This window comes from Enterobacter sp. T1-1, assembly GCF_000710795.1.
Taxonomy (GTDB): domain Bacteria; phylum Pseudomonadota; class Gammaproteobacteria; order Enterobacterales; family Enterobacteriaceae; genus Enterobacter; species Enterobacter cloacae.
In genome coordinates this window covers 17,824-35,154 of the sequence record NZ_JALW01000031.1, presented here as the reverse complement: position 1 = coordinate 35,154, position 17,331 = coordinate 17,824, and the positions used below count along the sequence as shown (strand labels likewise).

Here is a 17,331-nt window from a genome sequence, read left to right as displayed (position 1 = left end):
TGATTCTTCAGATAATTTTTGAATATAGAAAGACGCAACTGCGATGTAAAGGGTGCTCATGGTGGGTCATACAGTTAGCCGCACTTTTCTGCCATAATGAGCGCTTTCGTTGTTACTGTGCTGGAGCCCACCATGGATTTTACCGCCGGACTGATGCCGCTTGAGACGGCACTCACGCAGATGCTTGACCGACTTTCCCCGCTGCACGACGTAGAGACGCTGCCGCTGGCGCGCTGTTTTGGTCGTATTGCCGCACGCGACATCATTTCCCCGCTTAACGTGCCGGGGTTTGATAACTCAGCGATGGACGGTTACGCGGTACGCCTGGCGGATCTCCAGACGGGCCAGGCGCTGCCTGTCGCAGGAAAAGCCTTCGCCGGTCAACCGTTTGACGGAGAATGGCCAGCGGGCACCTGCGTACGCATCATGACCGGCGCGCCGGTTCCCGCAGGCTGCGATGCGGTAGTGATGCAGGAAGAGACCGAACAGACCGCTGATGGCGTGCGCTTTACCGCCAGCGTCAAAGCAGGCCAGAACATCCGCCGCATCGGCGAAGATATTGCTCTTGGCGCAACGGTATTCGCTGCGGGGCAGAAGCTGACGGTAGGTGAACTGCCGGTGCTGGCCTCGCTTGGTATCGCGGACATTGAGGTGATCCGTCAGGTGCGCGTCGCGCTCTTTTCTACCGGTGATGAATTGCAGCTACCGGGACAGCCGCTGCAGGACGGGCAGATTTACGACACCAACCGTCTGGCGGTACACCTGATGCTGGAACAGTTGGGCTGTGAAGTGATCAACCTTGGCATTATTCCTGATGACCCGGAAAAACTGCGCGCCGCCTTTATTGAGGCAGACAACGCGGCCGACGTAGTGATCAGCTCCGGCGGTGTTTCGGTGGGTGAAGCGGATTACACCAAAACCATCCTGGAAGAGCTGGGTGAAATCGCCTTCTGGAAGCTGGCCATCAAGCCGGGCAAACCGTTCGCTTTTGGCAAGCTTCAGCACAGCTGGTTCTGCGGCCTGCCGGGTAACCCGGTCTCTGCCGCCCTGACCTTCTACCAGCTGGTGATCCCGCTGCTGGCGAAGCTTTCGGGCAACCGTGCCAGTCCGCTGCCGGTACGCCAGCGCGTGCGTGCCGCTACGCGCCTTAAGAAATCCCCCGGTCGTCTTGATTTCCAGCGCGGTATTCTGACGCGCAACGCGGAGGGCGAGCTGGAGGTGAGCACCACCGGCCATCAGGGCTCGCACATTTTCAGCTCCTTCAGCCAGGGCAACTGCTTTATCGTGCTGGAGCGCGAGCGTGGCAATGTGGAAGCAGGCGAATGGGTTGAGGTGGAGCGCTTTAACCACCTGTTCGGAGGCTGAGATGGCGGCGGAACTGAGCGATGAAGAGATGATGCGCTATAACCGCCAGATTGTCCTGCGCGGTTTTGATTTTGAAGGCCAGGAAGCGCTCAAGGCGGCCAGCGTGCTGGTCGTCGGCCTGGGCGGTCTGGGCTGCGCCGCCGCGCAATATCTCGCCGCGGCGGGTGTGGGCAAGATGACGCTGCTGGACTTTGATACCGTGTCGGTGTCAAATCTGCAGCGCCAGACGCTGCACAGCGATGCGACACTCGGCCAGCCGAAGGTGGACTCTGCCCGCGCAGCGTTAACGCGCATCAACCCCCACGTTCAGTTCACGCCGATTAACGCGATGCTGGATGACGAGGCGTTATACGCGCAAATCGCAAAGCACGATCTGGTGCTGGACTGTACTGATAACGTCGCCATCCGCAACCAGCTAAACGCCGGCTGTTTTACCCACAAAACGCCGCTGGTTTCTGGCGCGGCAATCCGCATGGAAGGACAGATCAGCGTCTTTACCTATGCTGAAGGCGAACCGTGCTATCGTTGTCTGAGCCGCCTGTTTGGTGAGAATGCGCTCACCTGCGTCGAGGCGGGCGTGATGGCGCCGTTAGTCGGCGTGATCGGGTCACTGCAGGCGATGGAAGCGATCAAAGTGCTGACCCGTTACGGTACGCCAGCGGCGGGGAAAATTGTGATGTATGACGCAATGACCTGCCAGTTCCGCGAGATGAAGCTGATGCGTAATCCGGGGTGTGAGGTGTGCAGCGGTTAAACCTCGTTGCGGCCTGATGCCCTCACCCCGGCCCTCTCCCACCGGGAGAGGGAGATAACGCGTCAGAGAGCCGTCCGTCCAAACGCCCCCTGCCAGTCCTGCTCAAACTTCACGATCGCCGCATCCACCGCCGGAGAGGTAATAAACTGCTGCGCCACGTCCAGCGGCAGCGTGATGGACTCACAGCCGGCCAGCAGGCAATCCAGCGCCTGACGCGGGGTTTTGAAGCTCGCCGCCAGCACTTTTGATTGCGGGGCATGCAGCGTCAGCAACTGCTGTAATTCCACAACGGTCTGGATCCCGTCTCCGCCCTGCGCATCCACGCGGTTAACGTAAGGCGCGACATACTCTGCCCCCGCCAGCGCGGACAACATCCCCTGTGCGGCACCATATACCGCGGTCCCTAGCGTCGGGATCCCTTCTGCTTTCAGCATTTTGATCGCCGCCAGCCCTTCCGCCGTCACCGGCACTTTCACCACCAGGTCGTTAATGATGGCACGCAGCTTACGCGCATCGTCCACCATGCCTTCGGCGGTCGTGGCCATCACCTGCGCGAACAGACGGCCTTTGCCACCCAGCGCGTCGTGCAGTTCTGGCAGCAGAACCTCAAGCGGCGTTTTGCCTGCCGCCACAATGCTGGGGTTGGTGGTTACGCCCGCCAGCGGGAAGATGCGTGCGAGCTTTTTCACTGCCGCAACGTCAGAAGTGTCGAGATAAAGTTCCATGATGTCGCCCTCAATTTTAGCCTGCACTTACCCTATCACGACAAAACCTGCTCAGGAGTTGACCTGCATCAAGATAACTTTCATTCGAAAGTAATTTAATCTTCATATGCAAGATGAGAGGCAAAATCATGATCTTCAATATTCAGCGTTACTCTACCCACGATGGCCCCGGGATCCGTACCGTGGTGTTCCTGAAAGGCTGCTCGCTGGGCTGTCGCTGGTGCCAGAACCCGGAAAGCCGGGCCCGCACGCGGGACGTGCTGTTTGATGCACGTCTTTGCCTGGACGGCTGCGATCTGTGCCAGCAGGCGGCACCGGGCAGTATCGAACGTGCGCTGAACGGTCTGGTCATCCACCGAGAGAAACTAGACGAACAGACGCTTAACGCCCTTACCGACTGCTGCCCGACACAGGCGCTCACCGTGTGTGGTGAAGAACGTCAGGTGGAGGAGATCATGGCGACCGTCCTGCGCGATAAGCCGTTTTACGACCGCAGCGGCGGCGGAATCACCCTCTCCGGCGGCGAGCCGTTTATGAACCCCGATCTGGCACTGGCGCTGTTTAAAGCCAGCCATGAACAGGGTATTCATACCGCCGTCGAAACCTGCCTTCACGTGCCGTGGCACTATATCGCGCCTTCACTACCGTATGTCGATCTGTTCCTCGCCGACCTGAAGCATGTGGATGCAGAGGTGTTCAAACAGTGGACGGACGGCTCGGCAAAACGCATCCTGGACAACCTGAAACGCCTGGCGGCGGCCGGGAAAAAAATCATCATTCGCGTGCCGTTGATCCCGGGCTTTAACGCCGATGAAGCCTCTGTTACCGCCATTACCAATTTCGCCGCCGACGAACTGAACGTTCGCGACATTCACTTTCTGCCGTATCACACGCTGGGCATGAACAAATACACACTGCTCGGCCAACCTTACTCTGCCCCTGACAAACCGCTGGATAACCCTGCGCTACTGGACTTTGCACAGCAGTATGCCTGCCAGAAAGGGTTAACCGCGACCTTACGAGGATAAAACGATGACTACCCTGAATCTCAACACCCTCAGCGAGCGCATTAAAGCGCACAAAATGGCCCTGGTGCATATCGTGAAGCCGCCGGTCTGTACCGAGCGCGCGCAGCACTACACTGAAATGTACCAGCAGCATATGGATAAACCGATCCCGGTGCGTCGCGCGCTGGCGCTGGCGCATCATCTCGCGCAGCGCACCATCTGGATCAAACACGATGAGCTGATCGTCGGTAACCAGGCAAGCGAAGTGCGCGCCGCGCCGATCTTCCCGGAATATACCGTCTCCTGGATTGAGAAAGAGATTGACGATCTGGCGGACCGTCCCGGCGCGGGCTTTGCGGTCAGCGAAGAGAATAAGCGCGTTCTGCATGAGATCTGCCCGTGGTGGCGCGGCCAGACGGTACAGGATCGCTGTTACGGCATGTTCACCGACGAGCAGAAAAGCCTGCTGGAAACCGGCATTATCAAAGCCGAAGGCAACATGACCTCCGGCGATGCCCACCTGGCGGTAAACTTCCCGCTGGTGCTGGAAAAAGGGCTCGACGGCCTGCGCGCTAAAGTGGCCGAGCGCCGCTCGCGCATCAACCTGACGGTGCTGGACGACCTGCACGGCGATCAGTTCCTGAAAGCGATTGATATCGTGCTGGAGGCGGTAAGTCTGCATATCGAACGTTTTGCAGCCCTGGCGCGTGAAATGGCGGCTACAGAATCCCGCGTCAGCCGCCGCGACGAGCTGCTGGCGATAGCGGAAAACTGTGACGCGATTGCCCATGAACCGCCAAAAACCTTCTGGCAGGCGCTGCAGCTGTGCTACTTCATTCAACTTATCCTGCAGATTGAGTCCAACGGCCACTCCGTGTCGTTCGCCCGCATGGATCAGTATCTCTACCCGTACTACCGTCGCGACGTAGAGCTGAACCAGAGCCTTGACCGCGAGCAGGCCATCGAGTTGCTCCACAGCTGCTGGCTGAAGTTGCTGGAAGTGAACAAGATCCGCTCCGGCTCGCACTCCAAAGCCTCCGCAGGCAGCCCGCTGTACCAGAACGTCACCATCGGCGGTCAGAAGCTGGTCAACGGTGAGCCAATGGACGCCGTCAACCCGCTCTCTTACGCGATTCTGGAGTCCTGCGGTCGTCTGCGCTCCACCCAGCCAAACCTGAGCGTGCGTTATCACGCAGGGATGAGCAACGACTTCCTCGACGCCTGCGTGCAGGTGATCCGCTGCGGCTTCGGCATGCCGGCGTTCAACAACGATGAAATCGTGATCCCGGAATTCATCAAGCTCGGCGTAGAAAAAGAAGATGCGTACGACTATGCCGCCATCGGCTGCATCGAAACCGCCGTTGGCGGCAAATGGGGCTACCGCTGCACCGGCATGAGCTTTATTAACTTCGCCCGCGTGATGCTCGCCGCGCTGGAAGGCGGCCGCGACGCCACCAGTGGGAAAGTGTTCCTGCCGCAGGAGAAAGCGCTCTCTGCCGGTAACTTCGGCAATTTCGACGAGGTGATGACGGCCTGGGATACCCAGATCCGCTATTACACCCGTAAATCCATCGAGATTGAGTATGTCGTGGACACCATGCTGGAAGAGAATGTCCACGATATCCTCTGCTCGGCGCTGGTGGATGACTGTATAGAGCGGGCGAAAAGCATCAAGCAGGGCGGCGCGAAGTATGACTGGGTCTCCGGTCTGCAGGTAGGTATTGCCAACCTCGGTAACAGCCTGGCGGCGGTGAAGAAACTGGTGTTCGAGCAGGGCGTCATCGGTCAGCAGCAGCTGGCGGCGGCGCTGGCGGATGACTTCGACGGGCTGACGCACGAGCAGCTGCGTCAGCGTCTGATCAACGGTGCGCCGAAGTACGGCAACGATGACGACAGTGTGGACATGCTGCTGACCCGTGCTTATCAGACCTACATTGACGAGCTGAAGCAGTATCACAACCCGCGTTACGGCCGTGGCCCCATTGGCGGTAACTACTACGCGGGCACATCCTCCATCTCCGCAAACGTGCCGTTTGGTGCAGCGACAATGGCGACTCCGGACGGACGCAAAGCGTACACCCCGCTGGCGGAAGGCGCCAGTCCGGCCTCCGGTACCGATCATCTCGGTCCAACGGCGGTGATCGGCTCCGTGGGTAAACTCCCGACCGAAGCGATTCTTGGCGGCGTGCTGTTAAACCAGAAGCTGAACCCGTCAACGCTGGAAAACGACAGCGACCGCCAGAAGCTGATGGTGCTGCTGCGTACCTTCTTCGAGGTGCATAAAGGCTGGCATATTCAGTACAACATCGTTTCACGCGAAACGCTGCTGGACGCGAAGAAACACCCGGACCAGTATCGTGACCTGGTGGTACGCGTCGCAGGCTACTCGGCGTTCTTCACCGCCCTGTCGCCGGATGCACAGGACGATATCATTGCGCGTACGGAGCATACTCTGTAAAAAAACGCCCGGTGGCGCTGCGCTTACCGGGCCTACAATTCTCCCCGTAGGCCGGGTAAGGCGAAGCCGCCACCCGGCTTTTCTACTTTCATTCGAAATTAAATTTGTGCTCTCCGTCACCTTGTTATTAGAATGTTTCAAAACGCAGTGACCCAGGAGCACAGTATGACCGTTAAAGTTATCGTCACCGATATGGACGGAACTTTCCTTGATGATGCCAAGCAGTACGATCGTGACCGCTTTCAGGCACAGTTTGAGCAGCTTAAAGCCCGTAATATTGAATTTGTTGTCGCCAGCGGTAACCAGTATTACCAGCTCATCTCCTTCTTCCCGGAACTGAAAGATCAGATCTCCTTCGTGGCGGAAAACGGTGCGCTGGTCTTCGATCACGGTGAACAAATTTTCCACGGCGAGCTGACGCGTCATGAGTCGCAAATCGTTATTGGCGAACTGCTGAAAGACAAAGGGCTGAACTTTGTGGCCTGCGGTCTCGACAGCGCTTACGTCAGCGACCAGGCCCCCGAGGCGTTCGTGGCGCTGATGTCAAAGCACTATCACCGCTTAAAGCGTATCAGCGACTACCGCGACATTAACGATGTGTTGTTTAAGTTCTCCCTGAACCTGCCGGACAGCGATATCCCGAATCTGGTCGATAAACTGCATGTCTCCCTGGACGGCATTATGAAGCCGGTTACCAGCGGCTTTGGTTTTGTCGATTTGATTATCCCCGGCCTGCACAAAGCCAATGGCATCAGCCGTCTGCTGAAACGCTGGAAAGTCTCCCCGCAGGAGTGCGTGGGTATTGGCGACAGCGGCAATGACGCAGAGATGCTGAAGCTGGTGAAATACTCCTTTGCAATGGGCAACGCGGCCGAAAGCATCAGAGACGTAAGCCGCTACAGCACCGACGACAACAACCACCAGGGCGCGCTGAACGTTATTCAGGCGGTGCTGGATCACCACTCCCCGTTCGACGCCTGATTCCCTTCCTGCCGGAGCCGCGCTCCGGCACCCCTTACTCTTTTTCCATCCTGTGCTACCCGTCAACTTTTTAAACTTGCATTAACCAATTTTTAACTTAAAGTATCACTTGTAGACATTTTCACTTTCGAATGAAAGATGCGAGGCAGTTATGACGTTTACCAGTGAAACTTTGCCGGCGGATCACAAAGCCGCAATCCGTGAGATGAAGCGCGAGCTACGGGCGCAAATCGGTGATGTGCAGGCGGTGTTCGATAAGCTCAGCGATACCATCGCGACCCGCGTGGCGGAAATTAACGCCCTGAAAAACAAAGGCGAGCCCGTCTGGCCGGTGATCCCGTTTGCGGATGTGAAAAATGGCACCATCACATCCGCGCAGCGTGAGGCGATCAAACGCCGGGGTTGCGCGGTAATAAAAGGTCATTTCCCGCGCGAGCAGGCGCTGGCATGGGATCAGTCGATGCTCGATTACCTCGATCTCAACCAGTTTGATGAAGTCTATAAAGGGCCCGGCGATAACTTCTTTGGTACCTTAACGGCGTCTCGCCCGGAGATTTACCCTATCTACTGGTCACAGGCGCAAATGCAGGCGCGCCAGAGTGAAGAGATGGCGCAGGTGCAGTCGTTTCTGAACCGTCTGTGGACATTCGAGAGCAACGGCAAACAGTGGTTCGACCCGGACGTCAGCGTGATTTACCCGGATCGCATCCGCCGTCGTCCACCGGGTACCACCTCGAAAGGGCTGGGCGCGCATACCGATTCCGGTGCGCTGGAGCGCTGGCTGCTGCCCGCCTATCAGCAGGTTTTCGCCCGCGTCTTTGATGGCAACGTAGAGAAATACGACCCGTGGAATGCTGCGCACCGTACTGAAGTGGAAGAGTACACCGTGGATAACACCACCAAATGTTCGGTGTTCCGCACCTTCCAGGGCTGGACGGCGCTGTCGGACATGATTCCGGGCCAGGGGTTGCTGCACGTGGTGCCAATCCCGGAAGCGATGGCTTATATTCTGTTGCGTCCGCTGCTGGATGACGTGCCGGAGGACGAACTGTGCGGCGTCGCGCCGGGGCGCGTTCTGCCGGTGTCAGAGAAATGGCACCCGCTGCTTATCGAAGCGCTCACCAGCATTCCGGCACTGGAGGCGGGCGATTCGGTGTGGTGGCACTGCGATGTGATCCACTCCGTCGCGCCGGTTGAGGATCAACAGGGCTGGGGCAACGTGATGTACATTCCTGCCGCGCCAATGTGCGAGAAGAACCTCGCCTACGCGAAGAAGGTGAAAGCGGCGCTGGAAACCGGGGCATCGCCGGGTGATTTCCCGCGCGAGGATTATGAAAAAACCTGGCAGGATCGCTTTACTGTGGCCGATCTCAATATCCACGGCAAGCGTGCGCTGGGCATGGCTTAACTGTCGTACAGCCCTTCCTGCTCAACGGCGGTGCGTCGTTTCCCCTGACGTATCCGCCGGACCGATTCCCGTACGGTCAGGGTGCCGTTAAGCAATAGCGTGCCTGACGGCGCCTCCGGGCGCATCAGCCGCTGCTGGAGCATATGTACCGCTTCGGTGCCCAGCTCATCACGCGGGACATGCACCGCGGTTAACGGTACATCCTGAATGGCCGCCAGATTAAAGCCGTCAATGCTCATCACCGAGATATCCTGCGGCACGCGCAACCCCTGTTTTTGCAGGGCGCTGATGGTGCCCGCCGCCATAAAGTCACCCCCCACCAGAAACGCAGTCGGCAAGTCTTTCCCCTGCATGTGGCTCAGCCAGTCGGTGACCAGTTGCTCTGTTTCGCGAGCGCTGAAGCTCGGCGCCACCAGCAAATCGCGTTTGTCGTTGAACTTCAGGTTGTGTGACTGCCATGCGTCGCGGATCCCCGCAAGGCGCAGCTCCATGGTGTAACGCCGCAGGCACAACACATTCATCACCTCACGGTGTCCCATTTCAAACAGATAGTCCGCCGCCCGCTCACCAATGGCCCGATGGTCCGGCGCGACGGCAGGCAGGCGCATATGCCGGTCGCGGCAGTTAATCAGCATGCAGGGTTTACCGACATCCACCGCCAGGTCGTGGATATGTGGATCGTCAATGCCGAGGAGGATGGCGGCCTGGGTGTCCGGCTCGTTCATTCGCGCCAGAAACAACTGGGCGTCGCTGTCGTTCTCCTCCAGCGCGCAGTAACGCAAGCGAACATCGTACGAGGCCAGGCCTTTGCTTACGCTCTGGATCACACGGTAGTAAAAGATGTCAGACCGCTCGTCAAAGGCCCGCTGTGGGGCGAAGACAACGAGACTGTTGAGCAGCAAACGTCCGGCTGCCATTCCGTCCAGCACCCCCAGCTCGCGCGCGCATGCCAGCACCTTCGCACGTGCTTTTTCACTGGTATTCGCCTTCCCGGCAAGGACCCGCGAAACGGTGCTGATGGAGAGCTGAGTCCGGGCAGCGATTTCGGTGATTTTTAGCCTTTTGTCCATTTTGTGATCTGGCTCCATTTGCGAAATGACAAAATTTTCATAGCGTGGATATCAGGCAATAGCTGATGTCAAAGCCATGATGCCAAATGATGTCGCTCAGTTATGAGAAATTTTGCACAAAATCCACTATTGCCCTCTCATTTTCTCCCTTAAGGTGAACTTGTCACACAACTTCCATACTAGTTGTATAGCAACTTGAAGCGGTAAAACAGATAACAATCAACGTCATAAACCTGTGTGACACCTGAACTTCCGTCCCCTTACCGTCCGTCTTGTGGAGAGTAAAATGAGTCAGGACATTAATAACACCGTTGCGGCAAGCAAAACCCGTCGCGTCATTAAAAACCTGCGCTGGTATGTGCTGGTGCTGTTCTTACTTGGCGTCACAGTTAACTACATCACCCGAAACTCACTCGGGATCCTCGCCCCGGAACTGAAAGAGAGCCTCGGGATCACCACCGAGCAGTACTCCTGGATCGTCGGGGCATTCCAGATCGCCTACACCATTTTCCAGCCTCTGTGCGGCTGGCTGATCGACGTGATCGGCCTGAAGATTGGCTTTATGATTTGCGCCGGGATCTGGGCGCTGATGTGTATTTTCCACGCGGGTGCCGGGAGCTGGCTGCACCTTGCCATCCTGCGCTTCTTTATGGGGGCTTCTGAAGCCGCCGCCACGCCCGCAAACGCCAAAACCATTGGTGAATGGTTCCCGAAATCGGAACGTCCTGTGGCAGCCGGCTGGGCCGGTGTGGGCTTCTCCATTGGCGCGATGCTGGCTCCGCCTATCATCTACTTCGCGCACGCCTCGTTTGGCTGGCAGGGCGCGTTTATGTTCACCGGCGTGCTGGCGCTGCTGTGGGTGATCCTGTGGTGGGCGTTCTACCACAATCCTGAGCAGCACCCGAACCTGAGCAAAGACGAGCTGGCGTTTATCAAGCAGGATAACGAACCGCCTGCGGTAAAACTGCCCTTCCTGACCGCACTGAAAACCGTCTCAAAAAACAAACGCTTCTACGGTATCGCCATCCCGGCCTTTATGGCGGAACCGGCCTGGGCAGTGCTGAGTTTCTGGGTGCCGCTGTATCTCGCCAAAGAGCACGGCATGGACCTGAAGCAGATCGCGATGTTTGCCTGGCTGCCGTTCCTGGCCGCCGATCTCGGCAGCGTGGCAAGCGGTTACCTCACCCGTCTGTATACCCGCCTGTTTGGCTGCTCCCGCGTCAACTCCGTGGTGGCAAGCTCCGTCACCGGCGCGTTCCTGATGATCTCTCTGGCCGTCGTCGCCATTACCCGCGACCCGTACATCACCATCGTGCTGATCTCCATCGGCGGTTTCGGGCATCAGATCATCTCCTGCATGCTCAGCGCCCTGGTGGTGGAGTCGTTCGATAAAGGCCAGATGGCGACCGTTAACGGTATGCGCGGCTCGGCGGCGTGGATCGCCAGCTTCCTGTTCTCGCTGTTGATTGGTGTGACCGCCGACAAAATCGGCTTCAACCCGCTCTTTATTGCCATGGGTTTCTTTGACCTGATTGGCGCTGTTTTCCTGGTGGCATTTATTGCTGAACGTCGCGCCAAGCGCGCCTGATAGTGGATGTATTGCATATGAAAACCCTGAAAAACTGGACCGTCGATAAGCAGTCGGCCAACCATCTGGAACTGCTGGTGGATAACCAGCACCGCCTGTGCCTGTATGTGCTGGAAGAGAACCTGTTCCGCGTACTGATCAAACGTAAAGGCGAACTGGCGCTGGACCGCACCTGGAGCATCGCCCCGGAAGAAGATGTGCCGTGGGAAGGCCGTCGTCGCGACGATCTGAGCGGCTTCACCTGCCCTGCCTGGACGCTAAGCCAGCAGGATGAGGGGCTGACAATTGCTACCGAACAGCTGCGTGTGACCGTTCATCAGCCGCTGTGGCTGGAGTGGCATTATCGCAATGACGCTGATGAGTGGCAGCCGCTGGTCAATGACCGTCCGACCAGCGCCTATCTGCTGAACGCTCACGGCGACGGGGTGGCACACTACCTGAGCCGTCGCAAGGACGAGCGTTTTTACGGCCTGGGTGAGAAAGCGGGCGACCTGCAGCGCAACGGTAAGCGCTTCGAGATGCGCAACCTCGACGCCATGGGCTACAACGCGGCCAGCACCGACCCGCTGTACAAACACATCCCGTTTACCCTTACCCGCCGCGATGACGTGAGTTACGGCCTGTTCTACGACAACCTGAGCAGCTGCTGGCTGGATCTGGGCAACGAGATTGATAACTACCACACCGCCTACCGTCGCTGGCAGGCGGAAGCGGGTGATATCGATTACTACCTCTTTACCGGCAAACGGGTGCTGGATGTCACCAAAGCCTTTGTGCGCCTGACCGGGAAAACGCTGTTCGGGCCAAAGTGGAGCCTGGGCTACAGCGGGTCGACCATGCACTACACCGACGCGCCGGATGCGCAGAATCAACTGATGAATTTTATTCGCCTGTGCGAAGAGCATGCGATCCCGTGCGACTCGTTCCAGCTCTCATCGGGTTATACCTCGATCAACGGCAAGCGCTATGTCTTTAACTGGAATTACGACAAAGTGCCGCAACCGAAGGTAATGACTCAGGCATTCCACGATGCGGGGCTACGGCTGGCGGCAAACATCAAGCCGTGCCTGCTGCAGGACCACCCGCGCTATAGCGAAGTGGCGGAAAACGGCCTGTTCATTCGTGATTCAGAAACCGACGCACCAGAACGCTCCAGCTTCTGGGATGACGAAGGTTCCCACCTCGACTTTACCAACCCGCAGACGGTGAAATGGTGGCAGGAAGGAGTCACCACGCAGTTGCTGGAGATGGGGATCGACTCCACCTGGAACGATAACAACGAGTACGAAGTGTGGGATGGCGAAGCGCGCTGCCATGGTTTTGGCAAGGAGATCGCCATCAAACACATCCGCCCGGTGATGCCGCTGCTGATGATGCGCGCCTCGCTGGAAGCGCAGCAGCGGTTTGCCCCGGAAAAGCGCCCGTATCTGATCTCCCGTTCCGGCTGCGCCGGGATGCAACGTTACGTTCAGACCTGGAGCGGCGATAACCGCACCAACTGGGACACCCTGCGCTATAACATCCGCATGGGGCTGGGTATGAGCCTGTCCGGGCTGTTTAACGTTGGTCATGACGTGGGCGGTTTTTCTGGCGACAAACCCGACGCCGAGCTGTTTGTCCGCTGGGTGCAGAACGGCGTGATGCACCCGCGCTTTACCATTCACTCGTGGAATGACGATCACACGGTAAACGAGCCGTGGATGTATCCGGGCGTCACCCCCGCTATTCGCGGTGCTATTGAGCTGCGCTATCGTCTGCTGCCGTATCTCTACACCCTGCTCTGGCAGGCACATGCCGATGACGAACCGATGCTGCGCCCAACCTTCCTCGACCACGAACACGATGCGCAGACCTTTGAAGAGTGCGACGAGTTCCTGCTGGGCCGGGACCTGCTGGTGGCAAGCGTGGTGGAGGCCGGACAGCGCGAGCGCCGTCTCTGGCTGCCGGATAACGAAACCGGCTGGTACGATTTTTACACCCACGCGTGGTACGCGGGCGGGCAGTGGATCGCTCTGGATGCACCGCTGGAAAAACTGCCGCTGCTGGTGCGCGCCGGTGCCGGTCTGCCGCTCAGCGAACGCATCACTCACGTCAGCGCGGAAAAAGACGACACCCGCGAGCTGAAGCTGTTCCCGGTCAAAGGCGTGGGTACCAGCACCGGTCTGCTGTTTGAAGATGACGGTGAAAGCTGGGGCTATCAGAACGGCAATGCGCTGTGGGTAGAGTGGGAAATGGTGTGCGATGGGGCAACCATCAATTTGAAGATCGCTGCGCGCGGAGATTATCGTCCGGCGTGGAAAGCACTGAAGGTGTCATTACCGGCGGGGGAAAAACGCAGGCTGCTGGTGAATGGGATTGAAGGGAGTGAGTGGGTGATGTAGTGCGGCCTGATGCCCTCACCCTAACCCTCTCCCACGGGGAGAGGGAACAGAACGTAGGCCGGGTAAGGCGAAGCCGCCACCCGGCTTTTTTTTTAGTTCTCGATACCTTTGCTGCGCAGATAATCTTCGTAGTTACCGGTGAAGTCCACCACGCGCTCTGGCGTAATTTCAATCACGCGGGTTGCCAGCGAGCTGACGAACTCACGGTCGTGAGAGACGAAGATCAGGGTGCCCTGATACATCTCCAGCGCCATGTTCAGCGATTCAATAGATTCCATATCCAGGTGGTTGGTCGGTTCGTCCATCACCAGAATGTTCGGTTTTTCCATCATCAGCTTGCCGAACAGCATACGGCCCTTCTCTCCACCGGAGAGCACTTTAGCAGGCTTCTTGATGTCGTCCTGGCTGAACAGCAGACGCCCCAGAATACTGCGCACCGCCTGCTCATCGTCGCCTTCCTGCTTCCACTGGCTCATCCAGTCGAAGACGGTCAGGTCGTTTTCAAATTCATACTCATGATCCTGCGCGTAATAACCAATTTGCGCGTTTTCGGACCATTTCACGCTCCCGTTGTCCGGCTGCAGTTCGCCGACCAGGGTTTTCAGCATGGTGGATTTACCCACGCCGTTGGCACCCAGAATGGCGATCTTCTCGCCCACTTCCAGCAGCAGGTTGAAATTCTTAAACAGCGGGCCTTCATCAAAACCTTTGGTAAGGGCTTCCACTTCCAGCGCGTTACGGAACAGTTTCTTGTCCTGCTCGAAACGGATGAACGGGTTCTGACGGCTGGAAGCCTTAACCTCTTCAAGCTTGATTTTGTCAATCTGGCGGGCACGCGATGTTGCCTGACGGGATTTAGAGGCGTTGGCGCTAAAGCGGCTGACGAAGGATTGCAGGTCCGCAATCTGCGCTTTCTTCTTGGCGTTATCCGCCAGCAGACGTTCACGCGCCTGGGTGGCCGCCGTCATGTATTCGTCGTAGTTGCCCGGGTAAACACGCAGCTCACCGTAATCCAGATCCGCCATGTGCGTACACACCATGTTCAGGAAGTGACGGTCGTGCGAGATGATGATCATGGTGCTGTCACGGTCGTTGAGCGTCTGCTCCAGCCAGCGGATGGTGTCGATGTCCAGGTTGTTCGTCGGTTCATCGAGCAGCAGAATGTCCGGGTTAGAGAACAGTGCCTGCGCCAGCAGCACACGCAGCTTCCAGCCGGGTGCCACTTCGCTCATCGGGCCGTAATGCTGTTCGACCGGAATGCCCACGCCCAGCAGCAGCTCGCCCGCACGCGCTTCTGCAGAATAACCGTCCATTTCGCCGTATTGCGTCTCCAGATCGGCCACTTTGTAGCCATCTTCTTCGCTCATTTCGGCCAGAGCGTAGATACGGTCGCGCTCCTGCTTCACTTCCCACAGCTCCGCGTGCCCCATGATCACGGTGTCGAGCACGGTGAACTCTTCAAAGGCGAACTGATCCTGACGCAGTTTACCGATGCGCTCGTTGGGATCGAGCGACACGTTGCCGAGCGTCGGCTCCAGGTCACCGCCGAGGATCTTCATAAAGGTGGATTTACCGCTACCGTTGGCACCAATCAGGCCGTAACGGTTGCCGCCGCCAAATTTGACGGAAATGTTTTCGAACAGCGGCTTACTGCCAAACTGCATAGTGACGTTGCTGGTAACTAACACGGGGAGATTCCTGCGAAAAGTGTGATAAACACGGCATTATGCCACAATTCCGAATTGAGATCCCGTGTTGCGACGCTCCGCTAAACTTTAACAAAATCGAAAAAAATGTGATTTCGTACACATCTGAATTCCCTGTTAGCGGGAATGCACATATAATGCGCTCCCATCACAGATTCAGACTTATCAACTCACGCCTGAATGGCTTAGATACCTCGCACAACATGAACATGAAATTAACAACGCTTTTTGCGGCGGCGTTAGCCGTAGTAGGTTTTTGCAAAACCGCTTCTGCGGTGACTTATCCGCTGCCGACAGACGGTAGCCGTCTGGTGGGTCAAAACCAGGTGGTGACGGTGCCTGAGGGTAACACTCAGCCGCTGGAGTATTTTGCAGCTCAGTACCAGCTGGGCCTGTCTAACATGCTGGAAGCGAACCCGGGCGTTGACCCATACCTGCCAAAAGCAGGTACCGTTCTCAACATCCCTCAGCAGCTGATCCTGCCGGATACCGTTCATGAAGGTATCGTGATTAACAGCGCGGAGATGCGTCTGTATTACTACCCGAAAGGCACTAACACAGTAATCGTGCTGCCAATCGGTATCGGTCAGTTGGGTAAAGATACCCCGCTGAACTGGACCACCAAAGTTGAACGTAAGAAAGCAGGCCCAACCTGGACCCCTACAGCGAAAATGCACGCGGAATACATCGCGGCAGGTGAACCGCTGCCAGCCGTGGTTCCGGCAGGCCCGGATAACCCAATGGGTCTGTACGCCCTGTACATCGGCCGCCTGTACGCCATCCACGGTACCAACGCTAACTTCGGTATCGGCCTGCGCGTAAGCCACGGCTGCGTGCGTCTGCGTAACGACGACATCAAATTCCTGTTCGAAAACGTGCCGGTAGGTACCCGCGTCCAGTTCATCAACGAACCGGTTAAAGCGACCTCTGAGCCGGATGGCAGCCGTTACATTGAAGTGCACAACCCGCTGTCCACCAGCGAAGACCAGATCAACAATAATGAAATCGTGCCGATTACGCTGACCAGCGCGGTGCAGTCCGTGACCTCTCAGCCGGACGTGGAAACGACTATCGTTGACCAGGCTGTGCAGAACCGTTCCGGTATGCCGGTGCGTTTGAACTAATCGCGATACAGCGAAAAAAGCGGGCTTCGATGCCCGCTTTTTTTATCCGTTATTCACGATCACAATCCCGCCGTGGTCGTAACGATAATGACAGTGCGCATACTCCAGCGGCGTGCCATCTTCCAGATAGATCACCTGCTCCACCTCCAGCACCGGGTCGCTCTCCTCGCAGACCAGATGCTGCATATCCAGCGCATTCGGCTTTAGCGCCCGCACCACGCGGTACGATCCCATGATTTTCAGCCCCAGCGTCTCCTGCACATAGCGAAACACCGAGCTTTCAAGATGGCTTTTGTTCAGCCCGGGCACCAGGTTGAGCGGCATTACGGTCGCGTCCAGCGACATGGGTTCACCGTTGAGCAAACGCAGACGAATGAAGTCATAGACCGGCGTATCGGCATTGATCATCAGCGAGGCCTGCTCTTTTTCGTTCGGAAAGCGCAGTTCAAAATGCACCACCTGGCTCGTTACCGTGCCCAGATGCTCCCAGGTTTTGGTCGCGCCAAAGTAGTCGCTGCCGGAGAGATCCCACTGCGACAGCTGAAGGAAGTTTTTGCGGATGAACGTCCCCTGCCCCTGACGGGTATATACCAGCCCTTCAACGATCAGCTGACGCATGGCCTGCTGAATGGTCATCCGGCTGGTATTGAACTCCGCCGCCAGCGCAAACTGGTCCGGCAGGGGTTCATTGGCGGCATACTGCTGGCTGATGATGCGTTTTTTGATTTCACGCGCTATGGTGATGTACTTCGCCGCCATCGTCC

General features: G+C 57.6%; 13 protein-coding genes. 9 read left to right on the top strand and 4 right to left on the bottom strand.

The window, feature by feature from the left end; translation table 11 throughout:
• The first annotated feature begins 132 nt into the window (after positions 1-132).
• Both moeA and moeB read left to right on the top strand, forming a co-directional pair.
• The gene (moeA, locus tag AK59_RS0112110) at positions 133-1,365 is read left to right on the top strand and encodes a molybdopterin molybdotransferase MoeA (RefSeq protein ID WP_029882871.1); all 1,233 of its coding nucleotides are present in this window, start codon (positions 133-135) and stop codon (positions 1,363-1,365) included.
• 1 nt (position 1,366) lies between these two features.
• Entirely contained in the window at positions 1,367-2,119 is a 753-nt protein-coding gene (gene moeB / locus AK59_RS0112105; protein ID WP_029882870.1) for a molybdopterin-synthase adenylyltransferase MoeB, read from the top strand.
• Positions 2,120-2,181: 62 nt separating this feature from the next.
• On the opposite strand, the gene fsa is transcribed toward moeB, so the two are convergent.
• Positions 2,182-2,844 (bottom strand): fructose-6-phosphate aldolase, encoded by a 663-nt coding sequence (gene fsa, locus AK59_RS0112100; RefSeq protein WP_029882869.1) that lies wholly within the window; start codon positions 2,842-2,844, stop codon positions 2,182-2,184.
• A 128-nt stretch (positions 2,845-2,972) separates the two neighbouring features.
• Between fsa and AK59_RS0112095 the strand changes: the two genes are divergently transcribed.
• The 4 genes from AK59_RS0112095 to AK59_RS0112080 all read left to right on the top strand — a co-directional run bounded on the left by AK59_RS0112095 (position 2,973) and on the right by AK59_RS0112080 (position 8,698).
• Entirely contained in the window at positions 2,973-3,872 is a 900-nt protein-coding gene (locus AK59_RS0112095; RefSeq protein WP_029882868.1) for a glycyl-radical enzyme activating protein, read from the top strand.
• A gap of 4 nt (positions 3,873-3,876) precedes the next feature.
• Positions 3,877-6,309: a formate C-acetyltransferase/glycerol dehydratase family glycyl radical enzyme gene (locus tag AK59_RS0112090; RefSeq protein ID WP_029882867.1), complete on the top strand. Its 2,433-nt coding sequence runs from the start codon at positions 3,877-3,879 to the stop codon at positions 6,307-6,309.
• Between the two features lie 165 nt (positions 6,310-6,474).
• Positions 6,475-7,290, top strand: coding sequence for a Cof-type HAD-IIB family hydrolase (locus AK59_RS0112085; protein ID WP_029882866.1), 816 nt, complete (start codon positions 6,475-6,477; stop codon positions 7,288-7,290).
• Between the two features lie 151 nt (positions 7,291-7,441).
• Positions 7,442-8,698, top strand: a complete 1,257-nt coding sequence (locus AK59_RS0112080; protein ID WP_029882865.1) for a DUF1479 domain-containing protein — start codon at positions 7,442-7,444, stop codon at positions 8,696-8,698.
• On the opposite strand, the gene AK59_RS0112075 is transcribed toward AK59_RS0112080, so the two are convergent.
• Positions 8,695-9,768 carry a LacI family DNA-binding transcriptional regulator gene (locus AK59_RS0112075; protein ID WP_029882864.1) on the bottom strand — a complete coding sequence of 358 codons (1,074 nt, stop codon included), beginning with the start codon at positions 9,766-9,768 and terminating at the stop codon, positions 8,695-8,697. The two genes, AK59_RS0112080 and AK59_RS0112075, sit on opposite strands and share 4 nt — an antisense overlap.
• Positions 9,769-10,054: 286 nt before the next feature.
• Between AK59_RS0112075 and AK59_RS0112070 the strand changes: the two genes are divergently transcribed.
• The gene (locus AK59_RS0112070) at positions 10,055-11,356 is read left to right on the top strand and encodes an MFS transporter (RefSeq protein ID WP_023621974.1); all 1,302 of its coding nucleotides are present in this window, start codon (positions 10,055-10,057) and stop codon (positions 11,354-11,356) included.
• A 17-nt stretch (positions 11,357-11,373) separates the two neighbouring features.
• Positions 11,374-13,737 (top strand): glycoside hydrolase family 31 protein, encoded by a 2,364-nt coding sequence (locus AK59_RS0112065; protein WP_029882863.1) that lies wholly within the window; start codon positions 11,374-11,376, stop codon positions 13,735-13,737.
• 92 nt (positions 13,738-13,829) lie between these two features.
• On the opposite strand, the gene AK59_RS0112060 is transcribed toward AK59_RS0112065, so the two are convergent.
• Positions 13,830-15,425 carry an ABC-F family ATPase gene (locus AK59_RS0112060; protein WP_013097447.1) on the bottom strand — a complete coding sequence of 532 codons (1,596 nt, stop codon included), beginning with the start codon at positions 15,423-15,425 and terminating at the stop codon, positions 13,830-13,832.
• A 221-nt stretch (positions 15,426-15,646) separates the two neighbouring features.
• Between AK59_RS0112060 and ldtB the strand changes: the two genes are divergently transcribed.
• Positions 15,647-16,567: a L,D-transpeptidase gene (gene ldtB / locus AK59_RS0112055; protein WP_020689864.1), complete on the top strand. Its 921-nt coding sequence runs from the start codon at positions 15,647-15,649 to the stop codon at positions 16,565-16,567.
• Between the two features lie 42 nt (positions 16,568-16,609).
• Here ldtB and AK59_RS0112050 read toward each other — a convergent pair whose 3' ends face one another.
• Complete coding sequence (locus AK59_RS0112050) at positions 16,610-17,326, bottom strand: GntR family transcriptional regulator (RefSeq protein ID WP_013097449.1); 717 nt, start codon at positions 17,324-17,326, stop codon at positions 16,610-16,612.
• Positions 17,327-17,331: the final 5 nt, after the last annotated feature.

Excerpts from the sequence above, each read along its gene's own strand:
- AK59_RS0112090 (WP_029882867.1), top strand. The coding sequence starts at position 3,877 with ATGACTACCCTGAATCTCAACACCCTCAGCGAGCGCATTAAAGCGCAC.
- AK59_RS0112085 (WP_029882866.1), top strand. The coding sequence starts at position 6,475 with ATGACCGTTAAAGTTATCGTCACCGATATGGACGGAACTTTCCTTGAT.
- ldtB (WP_020689864.1), top strand. The coding sequence starts at position 15,647 with ATGAACATGAAATTAACAACGCTTTTTGCGGCGGCGTTAGCCGTAGTA.
- fsa (WP_029882869.1), bottom strand. The coding sequence starts at position 2,844 with ATGGAACTTTATCTCGACACTTCTGACGTTGCGGCAGTGAAAAAGCTC.
- moeA (WP_029882871.1), top strand. The coding sequence starts at position 133 with ATGGATTTTACCGCCGGACTGATGCCGCTTGAGACGGCACTCACGCAG.
- AK59_RS0112095 (WP_029882868.1), top strand. The coding sequence starts at position 2,973 with ATGATCTTCAATATTCAGCGTTACTCTACCCACGATGGCCCCGGGATC.
- AK59_RS0112050 (WP_013097449.1), bottom strand. The coding sequence starts at position 17,326 with ATGGCGGCGAAGTACATCACCATAGCGCGTGAAATCAAAAAACGCATC.
- moeB (WP_029882870.1), top strand. The coding sequence starts at position 1,367 with ATGGCGGCGGAACTGAGCGATGAAGAGATGATGCGCTATAACCGCCAG.
- AK59_RS0112075 (WP_029882864.1), bottom strand. The coding sequence starts at position 9,768 with ATGGACAAAAGGCTAAAAATCACCGAAATCGCTGCCCGGACTCAGCTC.
- AK59_RS0112065 (WP_029882863.1), top strand. The coding sequence starts at position 11,374 with ATGAAAACCCTGAAAAACTGGACCGTCGATAAGCAGTCGGCCAACCAT.
- AK59_RS0112080 (WP_029882865.1), top strand. The coding sequence starts at position 7,442 with ATGACGTTTACCAGTGAAACTTTGCCGGCGGATCACAAAGCCGCAATC.
- AK59_RS0112070 (WP_023621974.1), top strand. The coding sequence starts at position 10,055 with ATGAGTCAGGACATTAATAACACCGTTGCGGCAAGCAAAACCCGTCGC.